Source organism: Caulobacter sp. FV1ye13L (assembly GCF_058681155.1).
Genome location: NZ_CM178732.1, coordinates 2,897,939 through 2,920,496 on the forward strand (window position 1 = coordinate 2,897,939; position 22,558 = coordinate 2,920,496).

Annotated in this window: 18 protein-coding genes; 10 read left to right on the top strand and 8 right to left on the bottom strand. The window is 65.0% G+C overall.

Translation table 11 applies throughout. The features are described 5' to 3' along the window. Positions 1–11 precede the first annotated feature (11 nt). The 3 genes from ACW176_RS14070 to ACW176_RS14080 form a co-directional block, all read right to left on the bottom strand. Positions 12–3,101, bottom strand: coding sequence for a TonB-dependent receptor domain-containing protein (locus ACW176_RS14070; protein WP_492109565.1), 3,090 nt, complete (start codon positions 3,099–3,101; stop codon positions 12–14). 118 nt (positions 3,102–3,219) lie between these two features. After that, positions 3,220–4,221, bottom strand: a complete 1,002-nt coding sequence (locus ACW176_RS14075) for a FecR family protein (RefSeq protein WP_492109566.1) — start codon at positions 4,219–4,221, stop codon at positions 3,220–3,222. Positions 4,222–4,231: 10 nt separating this feature from the next. Further along, positions 4,232–4,750, bottom strand: a complete 519-nt coding sequence (locus ACW176_RS14080; RefSeq protein ID WP_492109567.1) for an RNA polymerase sigma factor — start codon at positions 4,748–4,750, stop codon at positions 4,232–4,234. A gap of 127 nt (positions 4,751–4,877) precedes the next feature. Here ACW176_RS14080 and ACW176_RS14085 point away from each other — a divergent pair, with 127 nt between their 5' ends. The 9 genes from ACW176_RS14085 to ACW176_RS14125 all read left to right on the top strand — a co-directional run bounded on the left by ACW176_RS14085 (position 4,878) and on the right by ACW176_RS14125 (position 12,307). Beyond that, positions 4,878–5,099, top strand: coding sequence for a helix-turn-helix domain-containing protein (locus ACW176_RS14085; protein WP_492109568.1), 222 nt, complete (start codon positions 4,878–4,880; stop codon positions 5,097–5,099). 172 nt (positions 5,100–5,271) lie between these two features. Continuing rightward, a complete protein-coding gene (locus tag ACW176_RS14090) occupies positions 5,272–6,024 on the top strand; it encodes a DUF2285 domain-containing protein (protein ID WP_492109569.1) in 753 nt (250 codons plus the stop codon). A 127-nt stretch (positions 6,025–6,151) separates the two neighbouring features. Further along, entirely contained in the window at positions 6,152–6,436 is a 285-nt protein-coding gene (locus tag ACW176_RS14095) for a helix-turn-helix transcriptional regulator (RefSeq protein WP_492109570.1), read from the top strand. Further along, positions 6,436–6,906, top strand: coding sequence for a DUF2840 domain-containing protein (locus ACW176_RS14100; protein ID WP_492109571.1), 471 nt, complete (start codon positions 6,436–6,438; stop codon positions 6,904–6,906). Before ACW176_RS14095 ends, ACW176_RS14100 begins: the two co-directional genes overlap by 1 nt. Then, positions 6,903–7,415: a S26 family signal peptidase gene (locus tag ACW176_RS14105; RefSeq protein WP_492109572.1), complete on the top strand. Its 513-nt coding sequence runs from the start codon at positions 6,903–6,905 to the stop codon at positions 7,413–7,415. The genes ACW176_RS14100 and ACW176_RS14105 overlap by 4 nt, the downstream gene beginning before the upstream one ends. After that, on the top strand, positions 7,412–8,212 hold the full coding sequence (locus ACW176_RS14110) for a lytic transglycosylase domain-containing protein (protein ID WP_492109573.1): 801 nt from the start codon (positions 7,412–7,414) through the stop codon (positions 8,210–8,212). The genes ACW176_RS14105 and ACW176_RS14110 overlap by 4 nt, the downstream gene beginning before the upstream one ends. After that, complete coding sequence (locus ACW176_RS14115) at positions 8,202–9,920, top strand: DUF3363 domain-containing protein (RefSeq protein WP_492109574.1); 1,719 nt, start codon at positions 8,202–8,204, stop codon at positions 9,918–9,920. The genes ACW176_RS14110 and ACW176_RS14115 overlap by 11 nt, the downstream gene beginning before the upstream one ends. Positions 9,921–9,936: 16 nt before the next feature. Further along, positions 9,937–11,880 (top strand): conjugal transfer protein TraG, encoded by a 1,944-nt coding sequence (locus ACW176_RS14120; RefSeq protein WP_492109575.1) that lies wholly within the window; start codon positions 9,937–9,939, stop codon positions 11,878–11,880. 7 nt (positions 11,881–11,887) lie between these two features. Then, positions 11,888–12,307, top strand: coding sequence for a ribbon-helix-helix protein, CopG family (locus tag ACW176_RS14125; protein ID WP_492109576.1), 420 nt, complete (start codon positions 11,888–11,890; stop codon positions 12,305–12,307). Positions 12,308–12,693: 386 nt separating this feature from the next. Here the strand turns inward: ACW176_RS14125 and ACW176_RS14130 are convergent, their stop codons facing one another. Beyond that, the gene (locus ACW176_RS14130; RefSeq protein WP_492109577.1) at positions 12,694–13,332 is read right to left on the bottom strand and encodes a TetR/AcrR family transcriptional regulator; all 639 of its coding nucleotides are present in this window, start codon (positions 13,330–13,332) and stop codon (positions 12,694–12,696) included. A 54-nt stretch (positions 13,333–13,386) separates the two neighbouring features. On the opposite strand from ACW176_RS14130, the gene ACW176_RS14135 reads away from it, so the two are divergent. Then, positions 13,387–14,427, top strand: a complete 1,041-nt coding sequence (locus tag ACW176_RS14135) for a zinc-dependent alcohol dehydrogenase family protein (RefSeq protein ID WP_492109578.1) — start codon at positions 13,387–13,389, stop codon at positions 14,425–14,427. A gap of 363 nt (positions 14,428–14,790) precedes the next feature. On the opposite strand, the gene egtB is transcribed toward ACW176_RS14135, so the two are convergent. The 4 genes from egtB to ACW176_RS14155 all read right to left on the bottom strand — a co-directional run bounded on the left by egtB (position 14,791) and on the right by ACW176_RS14155 (position 22,378). Next, entirely contained in the window at positions 14,791–16,953 is a 2,163-nt protein-coding gene (egtB, locus tag ACW176_RS14140; RefSeq protein WP_492109579.1) for an ergothioneine biosynthesis protein EgtB, read from the bottom strand. A gap of 556 nt (positions 16,954–17,509) precedes the next feature. After that, positions 17,510–18,118: a CDP-alcohol phosphatidyltransferase family protein gene (locus ACW176_RS14145; RefSeq protein ID WP_492109580.1), complete on the bottom strand. Its 609-nt coding sequence runs from the start codon at positions 18,116–18,118 to the stop codon at positions 17,510–17,512. Positions 18,119–18,130: 12 nt separating this feature from the next. After that, positions 18,131–19,399, bottom strand: a complete 1,269-nt coding sequence (locus ACW176_RS14150; protein ID WP_492109581.1) for a NupC/NupG family nucleoside CNT transporter — start codon at positions 19,397–19,399, stop codon at positions 18,131–18,133. Positions 19,400–19,411: 12 nt separating this feature from the next. Then, positions 19,412–22,378 (bottom strand): TonB-dependent receptor, encoded by a 2,967-nt coding sequence (locus ACW176_RS14155; RefSeq protein ID WP_492109582.1) that lies wholly within the window; start codon positions 22,376–22,378, stop codon positions 19,412–19,414. Positions 22,379–22,558 lie beyond the last annotated feature (180 nt).

A 22,558-nucleotide genomic window follows, 5' to 3' on the forward strand; every position in this document is an offset into this window, starting at 1 on the left:
GGGGTTGGGGCCTACCAGGCCTTGGTCAGGGAGAGGGCCACGGCGCGACCGAGCGGATCGGCATTGGCCGGGTCGTAGCCGACGGCCAGGGGCGAGTTGTGGAAGGGCGGGTCGGTGTCGAGCAGGTTCTGGGCGGTCAGGGCGACCGTGATCCCCTGGCCCAGGCGGGTCATCGCCTCCGGCGTCCAGCGTAGTTGCAGGTCCAGGGTCGTCCACGGCGCGACCCGTCGCCCCTGTTCGGTGCGGGTGTCGCCGACATGCTGGATCGCCAGCATGGCGGCGCGATCCTCGCCGCTCCAGGTCACGGCCAGCCGCGCCCGCAGATCGGCCGGATAGCCGGTCATGCCCGCCAGCTCGACCTTCGGCGAGACCGGCGTCACCTGGCGCTTGTAGTGCAGCAGCCAGGAGAGATTGCCGTCCACATCGATCCGGTGCTCGCCCAGATCGCGTCCGTAGCTGCCGGTCAGATCCAGGCCCTCGACGCGCAGCCGCCCGGAATTGACATAGCGGGCGTCGACGATCGCTCCATAGGCGGTGACCGGGAAGAGACCGGTCTGGCTGGCGTTGGGATGGGTGACCAGGGCGCTCACCCGGGCCAAATCGGCCGCGTTCGTCCCTGGACTGACAAAGGTCCGGAACGGCGCCAGTTCGGGCAGGGTCAGGGCGGTCAGCAGGTTGTCCAGGGTCGGCTGGGCGATGCGGTTCTCGAAATCGGTGCGGAAGGCGCCCAGCTTGATCTTCAGCCCCGGCCAGCGCCGCGGCTTCAGCTCCAGGCTCGTCGTCCAGGAGGTGGCCGTCTCCGGCTCAAGGCCGCTGTTGCCGCCCAGCAGCAGCAGGGTGGTGACCGTCGCCCCGCCGCGCGGCAGCAGGGTCGGGGAGATCCGGAAGGGGTCATTGAGCTCGGGCAGGGCCGGGGCGCGGAACGAGGTCCCGTAGCTGGCGCGCAGGGTGGCGTCGGCGACCGGCGACCAGATCACCCCGACCTTGGGATCGCGGCTCACCCCCGCCGGCCCATGGTCCTCGTAGCGGGCCGCCAGAGACACCTCCAGTCGCCGCAGACCCGGCCGGGCGTTGTCTGGCCCAAACAGCGGCGCGTGCAGTTCGGCGAAGGCGCTGTCGACCGAGCGCTCCGACTTTCGCCGCGCCAGGGCGCTGGGGGCGTAGCCGGAGGTGAAGGTATCGCCCGAGGTCATCAGCGTCTCGCGGCGCCATTGGCCGCCGACCGCCAGGCGCAGCGGCCCGGCGGGCAGGCGCCATAGCGGACCGTCCAGCTTGACGTTGACCGAGGCCACGTCGCTGCGGTTCTTGATGTGCTCATAGCCTGAGCCGACAAAGTCGAGGATGGCGCGTGGGTTGGATCCCGTACCGATGAACGGGTTGAAGAAGCCGTCCCGCGTCGCGCTATAGGCCGATAGCGGACTGTCGGCCCCCGCGCCGAGGGCTTCGGCGAGCTTGCTGCTGTTGAGACCGTTGGTCAGCCGGCTTTCGCCAAATTCAGCGGCATAGGCGCCATAGAGTTCCGCCCGCCAGCCGCGCCCAAGGCGCGCGCCGCCGCCCAGGCTGGTCCCCAGGCTTTCGCCGATGGCGTGCGAGACGGTGGCGCCCAGCTCGTTCTGAAACGAATAGGCGATGCGCTCGGACGCGGCCCCCGTGGGCGACACGAACCAGGGATTGGCGCGATTGACCGTCAGGCTGCTGCTGACGGCGCTGCCATGGGTCAGGAAGCGCCTGCGGCTGACCCGCGCGTCAGCCGAAACATCGATCCGGTCGCCAAGGTCCTGGGCGATGAGCCCATAGAGGCTCTGGCGTTCTGTCCGCGGCAGCACCCAGAACACCGCCCGCTGGTTTTCGAGATTGGTTTGTCCCAGCCCAAAGCTGCTCGGCGACAGGCCCGTCCCGGGCTGCCCCGCCGGAATGGCGTAGGTGGGAACCAGCGTCCCGGTGGCGTCGGCCCGCAGGATATTGCCCGGCTGGCTGAAGGTGCGACGCCAGTCGCTGCCGCCCAGGCCGCGCAGGTCGGCATTGCCGGTAAAGGCCCGATCGGCGCCGGCCACCTTGTCGCGTTGCTGGAGTTCGTAGGCGATGAGGGCGTGACCGCTCGACCAGGTCTTGCCGAAGGCCTGGCCGATCTGCAGCGTTCGGCCATCGCCGCGCGTGGCGCCGCCAAGGCGCAGACGCGTCTCGCCGCCGTCCAGCCGGGCGCGCAGCACGATGTTGACCACGCCGCCGACCGCGTCGGAGCCATAGAGGGCCGAGGCGCCGTCCAGAAGCACCTCGATACGTTCAACCGCCGTGAGCGGGATCGATCCGACATCGGCAAAATCGCCCTTGGCGCCCGTGCCGGCCATACGCCGGCCATTGACCAGCACCAGGGTGGCGTCCGCACCAAGGCCGCGCAGGTTCACGCCCGTGGTGCGGGTGGTGTTGGTCCCGCTGGTGTCGGCGCCGGTGGAGGAGGCGTCTTCGCTGGCGAAGCCGCCGAAGGCCTGGGGCAGGGCCGAGAGGGCCTCGGCGACGCTGGCATAGCCGGCCCGGTCGATCTCTTCGCGGCCCATGACGATCACCGGAGAGGCGCCGTCACGCACGCCGCGAATGTGGCTGCCGACCACGATCTCCGACAGCCGCGTCGTCTCTTCGGCCTCAAGGTTCTGGGCGGCGGCGTCCAGGCGCGCTTCACCGGGCGGGCTCAGGGCCTGGCCGTCCAGCCGCGTCGGCCCGGCGCCCGGATCGCCCTCCAGACCGAGCGGCTCGACCCGCGACGCCCTGGCGGCGGGACGCAGCACCAGCCCGTTGGCGCCCGCGGCCTTGACCTCCAGATTGCTGCCGGCCAGCAGACGTTGCAGGGCCTGCCAGGCGGTCAGGCGGCCGCTGATGGCCGGCGCGGTGCGTCCGGCGACGATCTGGCTGGTGAAAAAGACCTGGGTTCCGGTCTGGCGCGCCAGGCTCAGCAGGGCCGTATCGAGCGGGCCGGCCGGGATGTCGATCAGCACCGCCGTATCGGCGGCGCGCGGCGCGGCCAGTGCGGCGCTGTCGGGCGCGGCTGACAGGAGGGCCGCCGAGGCGGCGCAGGCCAAAAGCAGATTACGGTTCAGACGCGACATCGAGATCCCAGTCCCCCAATCGCCGATCGGGGCCGCTCCGGATGAGGGCTCTGACGTCGGCGTTGCGGGTGAGACGCAGGCGAGCGTCTTTTACCGACAGCCGGCCGTCAAAAAACTTTCAGTCGCCGCCCGCGTCCCGGCGCGGGGACAGCGCGACGCGGCCATCGACGCGACGCTCGGCGGTCAGGTCCAGGCCTTCGGCTACGGCGGCGACGAAGGTGTCGACATCGCCGATCTCGAACACGCCGTTGACGCGCGCCTGGGCCGGCGCGCCTGGGCCTAGCGTAACTTTGCGGCGGCTGTAGCGGTTCACCTCGGCCACGGCCTCGCTGAGGGGGCGGTCATGGAAGGTGAGCTGGCCCTGCGTCCAGCTGACGGCGGCCTGGCTATCGACCGGCTCGGCTTTTGCCACCTCTCCGGCGGTCAGGTTGACCGCCTGACCGGGCTTGAGGGTCACGGCGGTGTCCGGGACGCGCGGTTGATCGACCACGACGACGCCCTGGGTCAGGACCACCCTGACCGTCTGGCCGTCGCGTCGGACGTCAAAGCGCGTGCCGATCGCGCGCACCTGGGCGCCGCCGGCCTGCACCAGAAAGGGTCTTTGGCTATCATGGGCGACCTGAAAAAAGGCCTCGCCGCGGTCGAGAAGCACGCGCCGCTGCTGGCCGCTGAACCGCACCCTCACGCGGCTGTCGGTGTTGAGGCGCAGGGTTGATCCATCGTCGAGCTGAACGCTCATCTGCTCGCCGATGTCTGTGGCGTAGCGCGGTCCCCGCTGACTGTATCCGAGGGACAGGGCGCCCAGAAGACTGGCGGCCAGCGCCGCCGTCACCACCAGCCGGCCGGCGGGGCTCGTGAAACGCTCCGGCAGGCGCCGGCGCCAGACCGGGCGCGCCAGGGCCTCGCGCGCTGCGGCGCGCAGGTCTGGATCCTGGCGCAGTCGGGCGGCCGCGCCGCGAACGTCTTCCATGCGCGCATAGGCGGCGGCGTTGAGCGGATTTCGGCGCCAGGCGAAGAAGGCCAGGACGTCGTCCTGCGCGACCGAGTGGGTGTCCATTCGCACATACCAATCGGCCGCCTCGGCCTCGGCGCGGCGCAGAGCCTGGTCGTCCTGGCTCATGGGCGCGAGCCTATTGCCGCAGGGCGGCGGCCGCCGCCAGCATGGCGGCGGACATCCGACGTTCAACCGTTCTGAGCGACATGCCTCGCAACTGCGCGATCTCCTGAAGCGTCAGCCCCTCAATGTGATTTAGCACAAACACATCGCGCAACTTAGGGGGGAGCGCCAGCACGATTTGCTTGAGCAGGATCGCCTGATGCTGCGAGGCGTCGACCGGCAGGGCCTGGATCATCGCCTCCTTGGCGGGCGGATCGACCTCGACGCGGCGCCGCCGCGCCCAGTCGCGTGCGACATTGATCGCGATCCGCATCAGGAAAGCGCGGGGATGGCGGATCGCGGCGGTGTCGTTGCGGGTCACGCGCAGGTAGGTTTCCTGCACGAGATCGTCAGCAGCGTCGGCCCCGAAGCGATGGCGCAAGGCCGCGCGCAGCCAGGCGGCGTAGTCGCGATAGAGGTCGCGGGACCCCCTGGCTTCCGCAAGGTCGGCGGAATCCTCGAGGACTTCGACAAGTGTGTTTGTCGGGCTCATAGCGACTTCGCCAACTTGAGGATCGGCAGTGAGACCATTTCGCCGAGCCGGCGCATGAGGCGGCGCGAAGTCGAAATACACACTGTCAGTATGTAGAGATTGCATCCTCGCGCGGCGAGTGTCCAGCGTGGTTGTCGACGCTGATCTCGCCACCTTGGGACGCGAAATACAGCGCATTCGCAAGGCTATTGGCCTTAGCCAGGAAGAACTGGCTGAGAAGGCAGGGCTGACGCGCAATTACATCGGCTTCATCGAGCGCGGCGAACGCAATGCCAGCACGGCGGCGATCATCAAGATCGCGCGGGCTCTTTCAGTGCCGCCTGCGGAATTGTTTGCAACGTTGAGCTAGCCGCCGACCGGCGAGCGAACGCACTGATCGTGCTGCAGGCCGCCCGATTGCTTGCGGATTATCCGCAAACTTTTCGCGGTTGCGGGTCGGTATCTGGCGAAAGCGCGCAGAAGGCGGCCAGCAGGGTTGCGCCGATGTGGCGCCATGACGCGCGATCCGGCGCCATCCCGGGATGGTCGCGGCGGACGCCAGTTCGAGAGAGAAGACGACAAGGCGGGAGTGCGCCGATGGCGGCGCTCGCGCGCCCACCCTGTTCGCCGCCGGCTATGCCTGGGAGTTCTTGCGGCGCAATCCGGCCTATCGACAAGACTATAGCCGCAGCCTGGCGGCGTGGTCCGCAGGCGAGATCGACAGTCGATGGGGTTTGAGATTTGCGGCAGATCCCGAGGAGCCGGCGCCGGATGCGCCGGTCTTCTGGCGGGCTGATGTCGCGCCGGCGGTGGTCGTCTGCCTGCAGCCCCAATCCGATGCTGCGGCGCCGGCCCTGCCGCTGCCGGCCCCGATCGATCCGCCAAGACAGGCTGAGGACGGTCTGCACCTGCGCCTTTGTGATGGACTCCAGGCCTTGGTGCGCGGCGCCCGCGCCGCCAGCGGACCGCTTGTTGTCCACCTGGCCTTTGACGCTGATCTGGGTATTCGTCTGCGCGCCGCCGACGCCCTGCGCGCGGTGGCGAATGCGCGCCGGCCGCGCGCGACGCTGGCGCCAGCGCAGCGCCGGCGGCTGAACCGCATCCTCGTCGCGCTCGACGGATCGCTCGAGAACGTCAGCTATCGCCAGATCGCAGCGAGGCTCTTTGACCACGCCGAAATCGAGCGGCCGGACTGGAAGACCTGTCCCGCCCGCGACACCACCATTCGTCTGGTGAGGGCGGGGCGGGCGCTGATGCAGGGGGCCTATCTGCGCCTCCTTCGACGCATCGATTGATCCCCTCGGGGGTGGCGAAAACGGCCTGCCGATCTTCGCCATCCCCCGACCGGCCGGGTCTTCGCCAGTGTCACCGGGCGGCATCGAACGTGCGCTGACGCCATCCCAGGCCGCCGAGGATTCGACCATGTCCCTGCCTGAGAGCGGCTTGCCGCCACGCTATCTCCGCACCGCTGAAGCGGCCCGCTTCCTGAGCCTTTCAGGCCGCACGCTGGAAAAGCACCGCACCTATGGCACCGGTCCCGCCTACCGAAAGGTCGGTGGCCGGGTGATTTACGCGCTGGAAGACCTCCAGATCTGGGCTACCCGCGGCGCGCGCACATCGACCAGCGAGGTGACGCCCCAGTCGGTCAGCCCCGCAAAGCGCCACGCCGCCCTGGCGCCGGCCTATGCCCATTCCGGGCGGGACTGATGCAGGGCCTGGTCAAGACCTGGGTGGATCTGCTGCACGCGCCCGGACGGATCGAGCGCTGTTTGCGGTTTGGCCACCCGACCGAGCGTCGCCAGCTCGACGCGCAACGCGAGCGCCTGCAGTTCCTGCCGCGAGCCGTCTTCGCGGTTCTCTCGCTGCACGACGGGGACCGTGGGCGGTCGGCCCGGCGGCTGTCGATCCTGCGCGCCGTCACCCCTGGGCAAGCTTTTTCGTTGTTACCGGGCATCGAACCGGGCGCCCAGATCCTGCTCGATCTCAAGCAGCCTTTGCAGGTCGAGCGCGCCTTGGGGGCCATAGCTGATCTTGAGCGCGCAGGGTTCAGGGTCGAGCAGATTGCCCCCGATCATTGGGTCAATCTGGCGGGACGGATCGTCTCGGGTCTGCCGATGCGATCCTATGACCATCGCCTGGATCGCGTTTGGCGAACCCGCCAAAGGCAGGGCGCGTGAGCGCCCGTCACGCCGTGATCGGCTCGGCGGCGGGGCTGATTTCGGTCCTTACAGTCGCTTCGATCCTGGCGCCGCCGGATCGCCGGCTGGTCTTCAACACGACCGCCAGTGCGCCGCTCGGCGTCTACTGGATCTCGAGAAGCCCGCCGGCGATCGGAGATCTCGCACTCGTTTCGCCGCCTCCAGGTGTGGCCGACTGGCTGGCCCAGCGCGGTTATCTGCCGTCCAACGTGCCGCTGATCAAGCGGCTGGCGGCCGTCGGCGGGCAGCATGTCTGCGCTCGGGCGAACACCATCGTGATCGATGGTCAGCCCGTCGCCAGGGTCCTGGACCGGGACCGACAGGGTCGGCCGCTGCCCGTCTGGCGCGGCTGTCGGCGCTTGCTGGCGGATGAAGTTCTGCTGCTCAACGACGGGCCGTTCAGTCTTGATGGGCGCTATTTTGGGCCTCTGCGCCGGTCGTCCATGCACGGGCGCGCCCATGCCCTCTGGACGTGGGGCCCGCCATGAAATCGCTCCTGAGCACCATGACGGCGGGCGCGTTAGCGGGTCTCGTCGCCGGCCCTGTCGCCGCCTGTCCCGAGCGCTATGCTGATCCCGCGATCGACATCGCCGTCGCGCAGGCCGCCTGGAAGGTGCGGCTCCCAAGCGATCTGGTGAAGGCGGTTCTCATCGCCGAGAGCGGCTGCAACGGGCGCGCGGTCTCGCCTAAGGGCGCGATGGGTCTGATGCAACTGATGCCGCCGACCTGGCGTGATCTTCGCCACCGCCTGACGCTGGGATCTGACCCGTTCGACGCTGTCGACAACATTTTGGCCGGCGCGACCTACCTGCGGGAACTGCACGACCAGTTTGGCCCTTCGGGCATGCTGGCGGCCTACAATGCCGGGCCCGGGCGCTATCAGGCCCATCTGCGGCGGGGTCAGCCGTTGCCGCAGGAAACACGCCTCTACGTCGCGCGCGTGCGCGCCATCCTGGATGGTAAATTGGTCCCTATCGACGGGCCCGCACTGAACTGGCGGGCTGCCGACCTTTTCGCCGTCCGGCCGTCAGGGATGCACCTCCTTACCGCCGCTGACGATGTTGCGGGTCAGGTTGGAGAGATCTTGAGGCGGGAAAGTGCGGGTGGGGCGGGCGAGAGGGCACAGCAAGATAAAAGGCGCGGGACCCCGTCGAGCTATCCGCTTGTGGGTGTTGAGGAATTTTCGGGACCAGGTCTTTTCGTAGGGCGTCGTAAGGACGAAACCCTTCAAAGTATCAGTGGCTTGGCAGGGACCTCGGGTCGGAGCCGCCGTCATGGCCCATGACGATGAGTTTCAGCTTCGCCCAGGCGCTCCGCGCGATCGCGGCAAGGGTCAGGTAGGGCGCGGTCGCCGCTTTGTCGCCGAGGTCGCGACGGCGGCGCGTCGGGCCGGACTTGGCGTCCTTGAGCTTGGGCCCCGTCGCGGCAGGGCGACAGTTGGCCGGGGGCAGGTCCGGCCTGCGCGGTCGGTGGCGGTGCGCAGGGTCACCGTGAAGGCGCGCATTGTGCGCCATGCCGGGTCTCGGTATCGCGCCGCCTCACTGGGCGATCACCTGCGATATCTGCAGCGCGACGGCGCGGGACGCGAGGGGCGTCCGGCCGGCGCCTTCGGCCCTGATGCGTCCAGCGATGTCGACGGTTTCGCCGAGCGCTGCAGGGACGACCGCCACCACTTTCGCTTCATCATTTCGCCCGAAGACGCCGCCGAGTTGCAAGATCTGCGCGCGACCACCCGGGATCTATTGGCGCGGGCTGAGGGTGATCTTGGCACGCGTCTCGACTGGATCGCGGTCGATCATTGGAACACCGACAATCCCCATGTTCACGTGCTGGTGCGCGGCGTGGCCGATGACGGCCAGGACCTGGTGATCGCCCGAGACTATATCAGCCAGGGTCTACGCGATCAGGCTCAGGCCCTGGTCGCTCTGGAGCTTGGACCCAGGACCGAGCGGGAGATCGCGGCCAGCCTGGATCGTGAGGTCGAGGCCGAGCGCCTGACATCCCTCGACAGGACGCTTCGCCGTCTGGCGACCGACGGCCGGGTTGATCTTCGCGGTGATGGCGCTCGCTACGGCGACGATCATCGCCGGCTCCTGGGCCGCGCGAGTACGCTCGAGCGATTTGGCCTGGCCCGGGCGGCGGGCGCGGCGCGCTGGGTTCTGGTCGATGACCTTGAGCCGCGACTGAAGGCACTGGGTGACCGCGGCGACGTCATCAAGACGCTTCACCGGGCGATGGCCGGCGTTGAGCTTGATCCGGCGCAGATCGCCATTCAAGGCGACCGCCTCGCAGCGCCGGTGCTGGGGCGGGTGGTCGACAGAGGCCTTCAGGACGAACTGACCGGGCAGGCCTATCTGCTCGTCGACGGGATTGACGGACGGCTGCACCACTTCCGGTTTGGCGACCTGGAGGCGACGGGCGACACGCGTCCTGGTGGGATTGTCGAGGTCCTTGCGCGCGGCGCAGGGCACGGTGTCGGGCTGGTCGTGGTTCACCGCTCCGATATGCCTGTCGAGCGTCAGGTGCAGGCCCCCGGCGCCACATGGCTCGACCGCAGGCTGGTGGCGGCGGACCCGGCGCCGCTGTCAGGCCAGGGGTTTGGCCAGATCGTGTCCGACGCCCAGGAGCGTCGGCGGGCGCACCTGCAATCCTTGGGGCTGATGGATCGCAAGGACGCCCAATGGCGGCCGAGCGTCGGCCTGATCGCCAAGTTGCGATCCGGCGAGTTGGTGGCCGCCGGGGCGCGGCTCGAAGGCCAGTCAGGACTGCGCCATCGGCCTCTGGCGGACTGGGAGCTCGTGTCGGGCGTCTACCGACAGCGGGTCGATCTGGCCTCGGGTCGGTTTGCAATGATCGACGACGGTCTCGGCTTCCAGCTGGCGCCCTGGACGCGGGGTCTCGACGCCCAGCTGGGCCTTGAAGTGCGCGGCTGGACGACGCCTGGCGGCGGTGTGGACTGGGCGCTTGGACGACAGCGGGGGCCGGGACGGTGAGCAAAAGGTCGCGACGATGAGCGGGAGCAAGATCCTCTGGGGCCAGGTGTTCCTGGTGGCCATTATCAGCCTTGGCGGCGTCTGGGCGGCGACGCAGTGGACAGCGTGGCGACTTGGCTTTCAGCCCGGCCTGGGGCCGCCCTGGTTTGAAGCGTTTGGATGGCCCGTCTATCCACCGCCCGCCCTCTTCGTCTGGTGGTTTGTCTATGAAGCCTACGCGCCGGAGGTTTTCGTCGGCGGGGGCCTGATCGCGGTGAGCGGGGCGCTGGCCTCTGTCGCTGTCGCCATCGCCCTGTCGGTCTGGCGCGCGCGCGAGGCCCGCGAGGTCACCACCTACGGATCTGCGCGTTGGGCGACCCAGGCCGAGGCAGGGGCGGGCGGCCTGCTTGGCGAGGATGGCGTGATGCTGGGCCGGTTGGGCGAGCGCTATCTTCGGCATGATGGACCCGAACACGTGCTGTGCTTTGCGCCGACGCGGTCGGGCAAGGGTGTCGGCCTGGTGGTTCCGACGCTTCTGACCTGGCCCGGCTCGGTCGTGGTTCACGACATCAAGGGCGAGAACTGGCAGCTCACTGCGGGCTTCCGGCAGGGGTTGGGCGCGGTGCTGCGATTCGACCCAACCGACGCGGCCAGCAGCGCCTACAATCCGCTGCTGGAGGTCCGGCGCGGCGACGCCGAAGTGCGCGACGTTCAGAACATCGCCGACATTCTGGTCGATCCCGAAGGGGCGCTCGAGCGTCGCACGCACTGGGAGAAAACCAGCCACAGCCTGCTGGTCGGCGTGATCCTTCACGTGCTCTACGCCGAAGCGGACAAGACCCTCGCGGGGGTGGCCAACTTCCTGGCCGATCCGGGCCGGACGATCGAGGCCACGTTGCGGGTCATGATGGCGACGCGACACCTGGGCGAGGCGGTCCACCCTGTCGTCGCCAGCGCCGCCCGGGAGCTCCTGAACAAGTCGGACAATGAGCGCTCAGGCGTGCTCTCAACGGCGATGAGCTTCCTGGGGCTCTACCGTGATCCGATCGTCTCGGCCGTGACGTCTCGATGTGACTGGCGCATCGCGGATCTTGTTTCTGCGGAGCGGCCCGTCAGTCTCTATCTGGTCGTTCCGCCCTCGGATATCAGCCGAACCAAGCCGCTGATCCGCCTGGTGCTTAACCAGATCGGCCGACGCCTGACCGAGGCGCTTGAGCCCGCCGCTTCAAGGCGGCGACTACTCCTGATGCTCGACGAATTTCCGGCGTTGGGGCGACTCGACTTCTTTGAGCAGGCGCTGGCGTTCATGGCTGGCTACCGGCTGAAAAGCGTGCTGATCGCGCAAAGCCTCAACCAGATCGAAAAGGCCTACGGCGCCAACAATGCCATCCTGGACAACTGCCATGTCCGGGTGGCGTTCTCGACTAATGACGAGCGGACCGCGCGCCGGATCAGCGACAGTCTCGGGACCGCCACGGAACTGCGCGCCATGCGCAATTATGCCGGGCACAGGCTATCGCCCTGGCTTGGTCACTTGATGGTGTCGCGGCAGGAGACGGCGCGACCCCTGTTGACCCCGGGCGAGGTGATGCAACTTCCGCCGCAGGAGGCGCTGGTGCTGGTCTCTGGCCTGTCGCCCATTCGCGCCCGCAAGGTTCGCTACTTTATGGATCGGCAGCTGACGGGGCGGGTGGTGGCCCCGCCGGACAAACCACAAAGATCGGCCCAGTCTCAGCGTTCAGAGTGGACGCAGCCCGCGACGGCGGAGAAGGCGCCGATCGCAACAGCCGACGGCGGGCTTCGCCGAACGCCGGAGGCGGAGTTGATCCCCGACCCGGTCACCCGCCCGCAATCCACGCAGCAGCCGGATCTGTTCGACAGGCCGGCCACAGAAACCCCGTCTGACGAGCCGTTGAACGCACGCTTGGCCAAGGTGGCGCGTCAGGCGTCCATGGACCCGCGCGACGGCATCGATCTTTGAGGACGCCATGAAAATTCAGACCAAAGTTTTCCTGCCTGGTGACCTTGTGCGCGACCTCGACGAGACATCGCGCAGGACCCGAAAATCAAAGTCCGAACTTATGCGCGCGGCGCTGGCGGCCTACCTCTCTCCCGACAGCGCGGCGACTGCTGAGGCCGCTTTGCATCGCCGCCTCGATCGCCTGACGCGCCAGTATGAGCGGCTTGAGCGCGACCTCACCATTTCCAATGAGGCGTTCGCACTCTTCGTGCGGACATGGCTGAAGGCCATGCCGGTCATGTCGACGAGTGACGATCAGGCCGCCACCGACCGAGGCCGGGAGCGTTACGCTCGCTTCATTGACGCGCTGGGGCGGCGGTTGAGCGAAGGCGGCTTCCTCCGTGATGAGGTCATCGTGGATAGGGGAGCGGGGAAGGGGGAAGTCTGAAGGTCATTGCAGCCAGAGCGTTCCAGGGCCTGCGCCCCTGGGAAGTGCTGGACATCGCCGAAATCGAAGGCGTGACCGTTCACCCGCTTTGGACCGATCAACCTTGCATCTGGCATGTGAATGACGACCGAAGGTGTTGGTCGTTCTCGAGGGAAGCTTAGACCTGCAGGTTCGCGACGATGGCGTCGAAGAGCCCACAGACTGACCCTAGGCTCGATTTTCCAGCCCGTACGAGGTGCACGCACCGCGCCACTACACCGGTATCGCGCCCCGTTCGGCGAGCGCGCCGGGAGCATCTGATCTGCCCTTGCTTGGGTGTGAGAGGCTTGGGACATCTGGCGGGGCGGGGGCGCCCGGGCGAGAGCCTACCGCACCTGCAGGCCCGGTCAGCGATAGGCGGCGATCAGATTTCGACAACTTTCCGCTGACAGTGTCGCCATCATCGTCAGGCGCTCTGTTTCCATGCCGTCGCGCGCTTGAACCGCCAGTCCTTCAATCAGCATCGCGACATAGTCGGCAATCAGGTCCGCTTCCAAAGCCTTGGATAGAACACCCGCGACAATGGCTTGCTCCAGGCGCGCCTTCACCCAATTACGTGTTGCGCGCCTCATGGCGCCGGCGACGTCCTTGAGGTCTTCGGCGCCAGGCGAAGCGGTCAGAAGCCCCGTCGCGGCGAAGCACCCCGCAGGAGTGTCGATATCGGCAAATGCCGCCGCGGCTGCAGCCAGGAGGCGCGCTATCGCGTCAGCCGGATCGGTCTCCTCGGAGGCCGCCGCGAAAATCGGGTCGCCGTACCGCCGCGCATAGAGCAGCGCCGCTTCGCGATAGAGATCTTCCTTGGACTTGAACGCCGCGTACAGACTGGGTGGAGCAATCCCGGCGGCTTGGCACAGGCGTCCGATACTGACGCCATCATAGCCGTGGTCCCAGAACAGCCGCAGGGCGCGATCCAGCGCCTCATCCCGATCGAAGCTGCGACTACGTCCGCGCGCCACAACAGTCCATTTCTCTACCGATTGTTCCAAACAGGCTCTTCCGAGATGTAATGTTTATCGATCGATAAAGAAATTGGAGCCCTAATGCAACGCCCCACATTCGTCGCATCCGATGCGCCGCTGCGATATGAACTTACGAGCGCCAACGGTCGCTTCGACATTGTTTCTGTCCCCTTGCCCGAAATCCCGCTGGCCTCCGACCAGGTGGAAGTTCGCATCATCGCCGTGAGTCTAAACTATCGCGATCTGTTGGTCGTCGATGGCGTCTATCCGGGCGTGAGCGAGGGACTGTCGCCGCTGTCGGACGCGGCCGGAATTGTAACGGCCGTGGGCGACGGGGTCACCCGCTGGAAGGTCGGCGATCGTGTGTCCCCGACATTCATGCCGGCGTGGTCGGAGGGCCCCTTCGCCCGTCACCATCGCGCCTCGGCCCTGGGCGGTGAGTCCGATGGCGTACTGAGCCAACGCCTCGTGATCGGCGAGCACGCGCTTGTTGCCATCCCCGACAGTCTCGAATTTACCGAGGCGGCTGCGCTACCTTGCGCCGGTGTCACCGCATGGCATGCCTTGGTTGAACGCGGTGGGTTTGGCAAGGGCAAGACCCTGCTCGTCCAAGGCACCGGCGGCGTCGCCCTTTTCGGACTGCAGATTGCAAAGGCTCTTGGCGGACGCGTGATCCTGACCTCTTCGAGCGATGCAAAAATTGAACGTGCGCGCGCCCTGGGAGCGGATGAGACGATCAACTACCGCACCCACCCAGAGTGGCATGAGCAGGCGTTGGAGCTCACCAATGGCGATGGCGTCGATCACATACTCGAGCTGGGCGGGCCCGATACCTTTGCATCGTCCATCGCGTGCCTGGCGCCGGGCGGCGTCATATCGCAAATCGGCGTCCTGACAGGCTTTGGTTCGCAACCTCTGCTGGGCCCAGTGCAAGGCTTGAATGCCGAGATCCACGGGGTGACGGTGGGCTCACGTCAACATTATGAGGCATTGGCCGCCTTCATCGACCTGCACCAGATCAGGCCCGTAATCGATGCTCGCTTTCCGGTGAGCCAAATTAGCGAGGCATTTGATCTGATGCGAGGCGGTGGCCATTTCGGCAAGATTATCGTCGAGCTCTAGTTTGAGCTCCCAATAGGTTGTCCATCCGATCCTGACCGGGGCCTCTGAAGGTTGCGAAGTTTCAGACGCCGGAGGATCGGATGACCCTGCGGAAAACTGCCCGGTAGACGCCCCACAGGTGCGCCGAGCTGGTGCGACGGGTTCAGACGAGGTCAACGCCCAAGGCCGTGCCTACGGCCTTGGGCGTTGACCCTGCGACGCTCGCCAAATGGGTGAAGCGGCTCACTAACAACCTGACCTTCGGAGCATGGCCCACCGTCTTCGGCGAGGTCAGGATGACTACGACGCTGTTCGACCGACGGACCCCTCGCCGTGACATCCTCTAGACCGCAAAAGACAGATGCTGGCAGACCCCAGAACGGTTCAAACTTGGGCTTTGAGAACATAGATCGCGAACGTTGGGTTCGCGCTGATCCAGCGATCCAGCACCGTCCAGCCGCCACGCCCGGCGATCGCCTCGAAGACCGCAGGGACGTATTTATAAGAGTTTTCGGTATGGATGGTTTCGCCAGCCGCGAACTGGAAGCCGTGTTCCCCAACCATCACGAGATGGTCGCGACGGCTCTCCAAATGCATCTCGATCCGACTCTCGTCGGCATTCCACACTGCGCGGTGTACGAAAGCCTCAGGATCGAAGGTTCCGCCAAGGGCGAGATTGATGTGCGCGAGGATGTTGAGGTTGAAGGCAGCGGTAATACCCTGCGCGTCGTCATAAGCCGGCACCAGAACGTCGGGACTTTTGGCCACGTCAGCGCCGACGATAAACAGGGCCCCTTCGCCAAGGAGCGTCCGAGCCCGACGTAAGAGCTTTTCGGCTTCTTCGGGTGCGAAATTACCAATTGTCGATCCAGGAAAGAACCCCACGCGAGCATGCCCCTTCGCGCCCTCCGGCAGATCGATCGCTCGCGTGAAGTCATCTACGAGCGGCTTGACCAAAAGCTTGGGGTAGGTCTCACGCAAGATTTCAGTCGCCGCACTCAAGGCGCTTTGGCTGATATCGATGGGCACGTACATCGCCACTTGCGGTGCGGCGTCGAGCACAATGCGGGTCTTCGTGCTGGCGCCGCTGCCAAACTCGATCAACGCTGCACCTTCGGGGATCCGCGACGCTAGGTCCGCCGCAATACTTGATAGCAACGCGGTTTCGGTGCGGGTTAAATAGTATTCCGGCAATTCGCAGATTGCCTCGAAAATCTTTGATCCTTTTTCGTCGTAGAAGTACTTAGAAGGTAGAAATTTTGGATTGGCTGATAAGCCGGCGATCACATCGTCGAGAAAGCTGTTTTCGGGTGTAGGTTCGCTCGCTCGATCGTCATCAGCAAGACGAACACCTGAAAACATCCACCGGCTAGCGGGATGGAAGAAGTTGCGATAGGTCGACCGCGAATGGTCCGGCGGCGTCGCCAGAGAGCCGCCACGCAGGGTCATCTGATTGACCATGAACTTGCCGTTGTACTCCCCTAACGCTCCTGGTCCTGGCCGGAAGCCAGGAAACGGAGCGTAGGCGCTCGAGGTCCATTGCCAGGCCTCCTCGAAGAGCTGGCGCGTTGATGTACCTGCTGAAAGATTCGTGGCGGCTTCCCACTCAAATTCGGTTGGCAAACGGTACCCAGACCAGGCCGCGAAGGCGACAGCCTCGTAGTAACTCACATGGACGACCGGGGCGTGGGGATCCACGGGGTGGCGTCCCTGGAGTGTCATGGTGCTCCAACCCTCGCGTTCTCGACGCCAATAGCCGGGCGCTTCCCATCCTTCAGCGCGTGCTTGGGCCCACCCGTCCGAAAGCCAGAACTCGATGCGCAGATAGCCGCCGGCCTCAATGAAAGCCATCCACTCGCCGTTGCTGACCAGGCGGTCCGCCAGTCTGAAGGGCGCGAGATAGACCTGATGACGAGGCCGTTCATTGTCGAAGGCAAAGTCGGCGCCGACCGCGCCAATCTCAATGATTCCACCAGGAAAGCGACTAAACTGCAGCGAGCCGGGGCTCACGTAGGTTCTTGGCTGGGTGGACAAATAGGCCGGGCTGAGTGGCGACTGAGCGAAAAGATGGAGGATATCCATCAGAATGAGCTCCTGATGTTGCTCCTCATGCGCGAGGCCAAGTTCAAGTCTTTCGATGATCTCCGGCGTCAACGCGCCATCCAGAAGCTTCACCATCGCTGTGTCGACATGCGCGCGAAAATGACCAACCTCCGTTGCCGAAGGACGGGTGAGCAGGCCTCGTTGTGGGCGCGGCTGCCGCGGCCCGACAGCTTCATAGTAGGAGTTGAACAGATAGCTGTAGGCTGGGTCGAAGACCTCGTAGCCTGGCAGGAAGGGCGTGAGCAGGAACGTTTCGAAAAACCAAGTCGTGTGCGCGCGGTGCCATTTTGTCGGGCTCGCGTCCGCCATCGACTGCGCGCTTTGATCCTCTGGCGACAATGGTCCAGCCAGACTCTCGGTGCGCCGCCGAACAGTGATGTATCGGTCTGTCGGGGTCTCAAGGGTTGGAGCGAGCCCGACCAGAGATATTTGGTTTGAGGTCATGAGCGCTCCTGACGGCACACGAGATTCTTTGATGGCCAGTGACGACAAGGCCTCGCTACCTTTGACGAGCGCTTTCTGGCCCAACGCTTGAACTATGTTGCGGACTGAATCGGCAGCAGCGGGAAAACGAACTTGGCCTACATCGCGTCGTTGCCAACGACCGTTCCGTTTACAGGAATGCACCATCTCGTCGGGAGCGGGCGCGAAGGGACTTTCTGTCGTCGAGAGGCCTGTGCAACGGAGATCAATGAAAGCCGTGACTTTGTCGCCGTGGGCTCGCCGATGGCTGATAGGGTTCGTCCGGCCTGTGACCGGCGACAGATTCAGACCCGACCAGGTTCAAAGTTTTGGTCAAGGTTATTTCGATCAGATCGTGGCTGTCCTCACATGAAAACTAAGGGTGCGACTGGGTTCAATAAGGGGCGGTTAAGGACAGTCGTGGAGATTTCCCTGTATAGATGTGCGGCGTCGCCGCCGAAAAGTTGAACTCACAGTCTCTTTTCGCCCGAGAACTCAAATTTAGCTTGGCGCCGCGCGACTGAAGAGAGGCAAAAGTTCAAAAATCACCGAAGAGACGGCGTGCGGCTAGACTTCTTTGGATAACCGTTATCCCGCACAGGCCGGCGAAAATGGACGCCAGGATGGGGAACCCCGCAGGCCAAAGGCACATCAGCACAAAGGCCAAGATCGTCTCGGTCCCTTCGGCCAAGCCTGTATTGTAAAAGAAGCTTTTCTCGCCATGGCCTGTCGTTTCGAGCCCACGCTGCGCCGCTAGGGTCGCAAAGGCGAGGAAGCTAATGCCAGTAAGCGTGAAAGCTCCCACGAGAACCAAGGCGAATGGGAGATTGGCGGGGTTGGTGAGCCCAAAGCCAACGGGCACCGCAACGTAGAACATGAAGTCGACAACGATATCGAGGTACCCCCCAAAATCGGTTTTTCGGGTGGCCCGAGCGACGGCGCCGTCGAGTCCGTCCAGCAAGCGACTGAAGGCGATGAGCGCTAGCGCGGCGCCGAAATGTCCGGCGGCGATGGACACCCCGGCGGCAATGCCAAAGGCCCCTCCGACCGCCGTAACTTGATTGGCGGTCACGCCGATCCGCGCCAGTCGTTGGCCCACCCAGTTGAGTGGCGGATCGATAAGGGGCCGCAGATGCGCGTCGAACATGGCTTCCCCCGCTCAGATCAGCGTCACAAGGCCGATAACCGCTCCGGTCATCGCCGAGGCGCAATTGCCAGCTAGCCATGACTTCATGCCCAGAGCTGCCACCTCCGCCCGGCGGCCTGGCGACAGGGTCGCGATGGTCGACACCAGCAGCCCCACGCTTGCCAGGTTGGCGACCCCGCACAGTGCATAGGTCACGATCAGCCGGCTACGCAGGCCGAAGGTCTCGATCGGCAAGGCGGCCAGATCCAGGTAGGCGACATACTCGTTGAGAATGGTCTTTGTCCCCATCAGGGCGCCCGCCGCCGGCGCCTCGCTCCACTGGACACCTAACGCCCACATCACTGGCGCGAAGACCCAACCGAACGTCCGCTTCAGCGTGAGCGGCTGACCGTCGACCAGGGGCAAAACGGAAAGCGCCTGATCGACCAGAGCGACCAGAGCAAAGACGACGATGATCACCCCGATCACCGCAAGGAACAGCTGAACGCCGTCCATAGTCCCGCGAATAATCGCGTCGATGCTGCTCTCGTAGCGGAGCGTCGACTCCGGATCATCGGTGCTTGTCTTGCTATCGCCAGGCACCATCAGCCGAGCGATAAGGATAGCGGCCGGCAGCGAGATGAGCGAGGCGGAGATCATATGACCAACGGCGTTGGGCACCGTGTGCGAGAGGGTGGTGGCGTAAAGAACCAGGATCGCACCGGAAATCGTCGACATGGTCAGGACCATGACCGAGAAAAGTTCGGAACGGCTCATGCGATCGAAGTAGGCGCGAAGGACGAGCGGTGATTCCACTACTCCTAAAAACACGGTCGCACCCGCACCAAGCCCGACGGCTCCGCTGACCCCTAGGGTGCGCCGCAACGCCCAGGAAAGGCCGCGCACCACCCAGCCTAGGATCCGCCAGTGCCATAGCAACGCCGCTAGGGCCGAGAAAACGATCACAAGCGGCAGAATCTGGAATGCGATGATGAGAGGAGGCGAGGCCCCTTCCTTCAACGCAAAGGGGATGGGCGCGCCGCCGGTGTAGCCGAACATGTAGCTCGACCCGACCAGGGTAGCCTGTTCAATCGCATCCACAGCATGGTTTGCGTAGCCGATCAGGCGCCAGACGAAAGGCACATGGACGATGAGCAACGCGACGCCGATCTGCATGGCGACGGCGCCGACGATCCAGCGCCAACTCGGACGGGCTGCGCGGTCTTCCGACACTCCCCAAGCGAGGAGTAGAATGAAAGCAATTCCGATCAGGCCCTGGGCTTGGCGTGCGACTTCGATCATCTCACACCGGCCCTAGAACTTCCACGCCAAGCCCAGCTGGAACTGGCGCGGCGGCCCAGCATTACGCTGGACGAACGGAGCGCCGCCTCCGAACTGGACCTGATTTGACGTCGTGGCGGCATTGGCGAATCCAGATTCGTTGTTGGTGTTGAAGACGTTGAAGACGTCGGCGCTAAGTTCAATCGACCTATGGCGCGCTGGCAGCACGAACCGCACGCCCAGATCCACCGTCGTCGACCACGGCAGGCGATCGGAATTGCGCCGCGCCCCAGGATAACGATCTGAGTTGCCGACGAAACTTTCCCCGAACGACTGGCCGTCGCCGTTGAGATCCTGGGTCCCGAAGATCGACGCGTCCGGCGTCAGATTCACCGGCTGGCCAGATTGGACGAGGGCCGCAAGCGTCAGTGTAAGGCCGTTGAGTGGATACAAAAAGCCCACAGCCGAAATCACATGGCGGCGGTCATTGGCGGACGGCCCAAAATCCGCATCGAAGGCGTTTGCGTTTGAGGCGCGGAAATTAATATCGTCCGTGTCGTTGTTCAATGTGGCGAGCGTGTACGACAGCCTGAAGGCATAGGCGTCCTCGTCTTGTGCCTTATTGATCTGCAGATTCAACGCCTTGTAGGTTGAGCGGCCGGCAGTTTCCGAAACTGTGATCTGCCGCGCGCCACCCGGTACGACGGCGACGGGGCGGGTCGCATCCGCCGTCGATTGATTGCGGACCAGCCCGAGGGATTGGGCGAGCGCTTGGCGCGCGGCGTTATCCGGTTGAGCCCGCAGCAGAGCGACGTTTGACGCTGTCAGCGCGGAAATGTTGGGGGAGAAGGGCGCAGGAGCATTGAGGTCGCGCAGGCGCAACAGATTGTACGAGCGGTTGTAGATGAGGTCCGCGCCGACCGTCAGACTTTCGCTTGGCTGATACTGGTACCCGACGCTGAACTGCTGACTGTACGGGCTCTGGTAGCCGCTCGGGCTCAGGATGCGCGCCTCATTGATCGGCGCCGTACCGCGAAGGCCCTGGACGGCGTCCGGGGCAGGACAGGCGCTGACGGTCGCGCAGGGCGGGCTGACGGTCAGGTTGCCCGAGAAGGTCAGCGGGGCCAGGGGGACACCGTTCTCTATAAGTCCTCCTTTTTGGAGTTCAACAAGTTGGCCCAGAAACGCCGCTGACGTGGTGCTGCGTTGGAGCCCGTCAGAGATCACGGCGTAGGGTATCTTGCCGTAGTAAACGCCTGCGCCGAGCCGCAGGGATGAGCGCGCTCCCGGATGATAGTTGACCGCAAGGCGCGGTGCGAAATTGTCGACGTCGCCGCCGCCTGCACCCTTTGATGTGAGCGAATCGTAGTCCCAACGCACCCCCAGTGTCGCGGTCAGCGCCGACCCAATCTGCCACTCGTCCTCGGCATATAGGGCCAGCAGTGTCTGCTCGGTCCCGAACGCCGCAGGCTGCAGTTCGACCGAATAATCGAGCACCCTTGGATTGAGCACCAGTACATCGGCGGCCGTTAGTCGCGCGCCCACACCTTTCGCGTTCAACGCGGCAAGCGCTGCTGGCGTAAGCTCAAGGGTGTAGTTTCCATCGCGATTGCCGCCGCCCAGAAGGTGGAAGTCGGATCGGATAATGTCTCCCCCCACGCTGAACCGGTGGTTTCCTGAGCGCCGCTGCAAGCGATGCTGCGTCTGCCAAGTTTCCTCAAGGTCATTGAAAACATAGCCTGGGTGTCCGACGACGCCGATCGTGAGCCCGGACTGATCCCGGATCGTGGCCTGCGGGCCCGACGCGCCTTTAGGCTTACCGTAGTTCCAGCGAAACCGGCTGAACTGGAGGGCGCCATTGTAGGTCCAATCACTGCCCGAATAACTTATTGACGCCGCCAGCAGAGCTGAATTGCGGTCTTGGTCGGAGCCCGCAGACGGAAAGGTTACATTCCCACCACCCAGCGAGCCACCGGGGCGGTCGATGGTGACGAGCCCGATATTGCCCCGAAGCGATACCCTCCATTCGTCATTGAGGTGATGATCCAGTCGCAGGGAGCCGAGCAGAAATTCGTTGTTACCAGTGATGTTGGTGACGGTGTTCAGCGCTGGAGCATCAAGGACGTTGGTATTGCGGTCCCGAGTATATTCCAGATTGGCGTAGAAGAAGGTCCGGTCGCGAACGATAGGCCCGCCAATCGAGGCCCCTGCCTGGCGCCGCTCGAAGCTGTCGCCCACCAGATTGCCGCTAAGGTCCCGTCGGGGGAAGGCAGAGCGAGCGTCCAGTGGGCGGCCGGGCCGGATGAGGGTGTAGACTTCGCCATGGTAGTCGTTGCCCCCTGAGGGCGTCGTGTAGTTCACGATGCCGTTCGCCGTTCGACCGAACCCAGCGGAGTAGTTGTTGGCCAGCACGGTCACTTCGCGAGTGAAGCCGAGGGGGACGGGGAATTTTAGCCCGCCCAGGAAGTTCTCGTTATTGTCGAGGCCGTCGATCAGATAGTTGGTAAACAGCGCGTTTGCGCCGTTGATCGAAACCACCGGCGCCTCGGTAAAGAAGCCCGTCGAGGGCACGACATTCGGCAGGCGTACCAGGGCGCTGAGGACATCGCGGCCTTCGATAGGCAGGGCGGCAAGCTCCTCTCGGCCGAGAGACGCTGAGATTTCCGCATTCACCGTATTGACGCGGGTGATAGCCCGGCTGCCGGTGACGACGACTTCGGCGACGGAGGGCGCAACGACGAGCGTCACCGAACTGGAGAAGTTCGCCCTTAACTCAACCTCCCTAGCCGCAAGCGCCCTAAAGCCATCGCCGTCAGCAACCGAGATTTGGTAGGCTCCGCCGGTTGCCAGCCCCTCCAGGCGAACCTTGCCGGCGGCGTCGGTCCTCATCGTACGGACATAGCCGATCGCTCGGTTCTTAATCTCGACCTCGACGGCCTCGACAGGTTCGCCGGAGTCGGCGCGGACAACCGCGATCTGCAAACCCGCCTGCTGGGCCAAGACGGGTGTCGCCGCGGCCAAAGCGACCAAGGCGCCAATTGCTGTTGGTGGAAGCAAAGATCGCATAGTTGAATTCACCTGGATTGAGGGACCCGCATCCACGCTCCGCGCGGGGGGACGTTCTAGAGGTCTGGGCAATGCTCACCCTGGCGGCCCCCTATCCCGGATGGGGATCCAGCC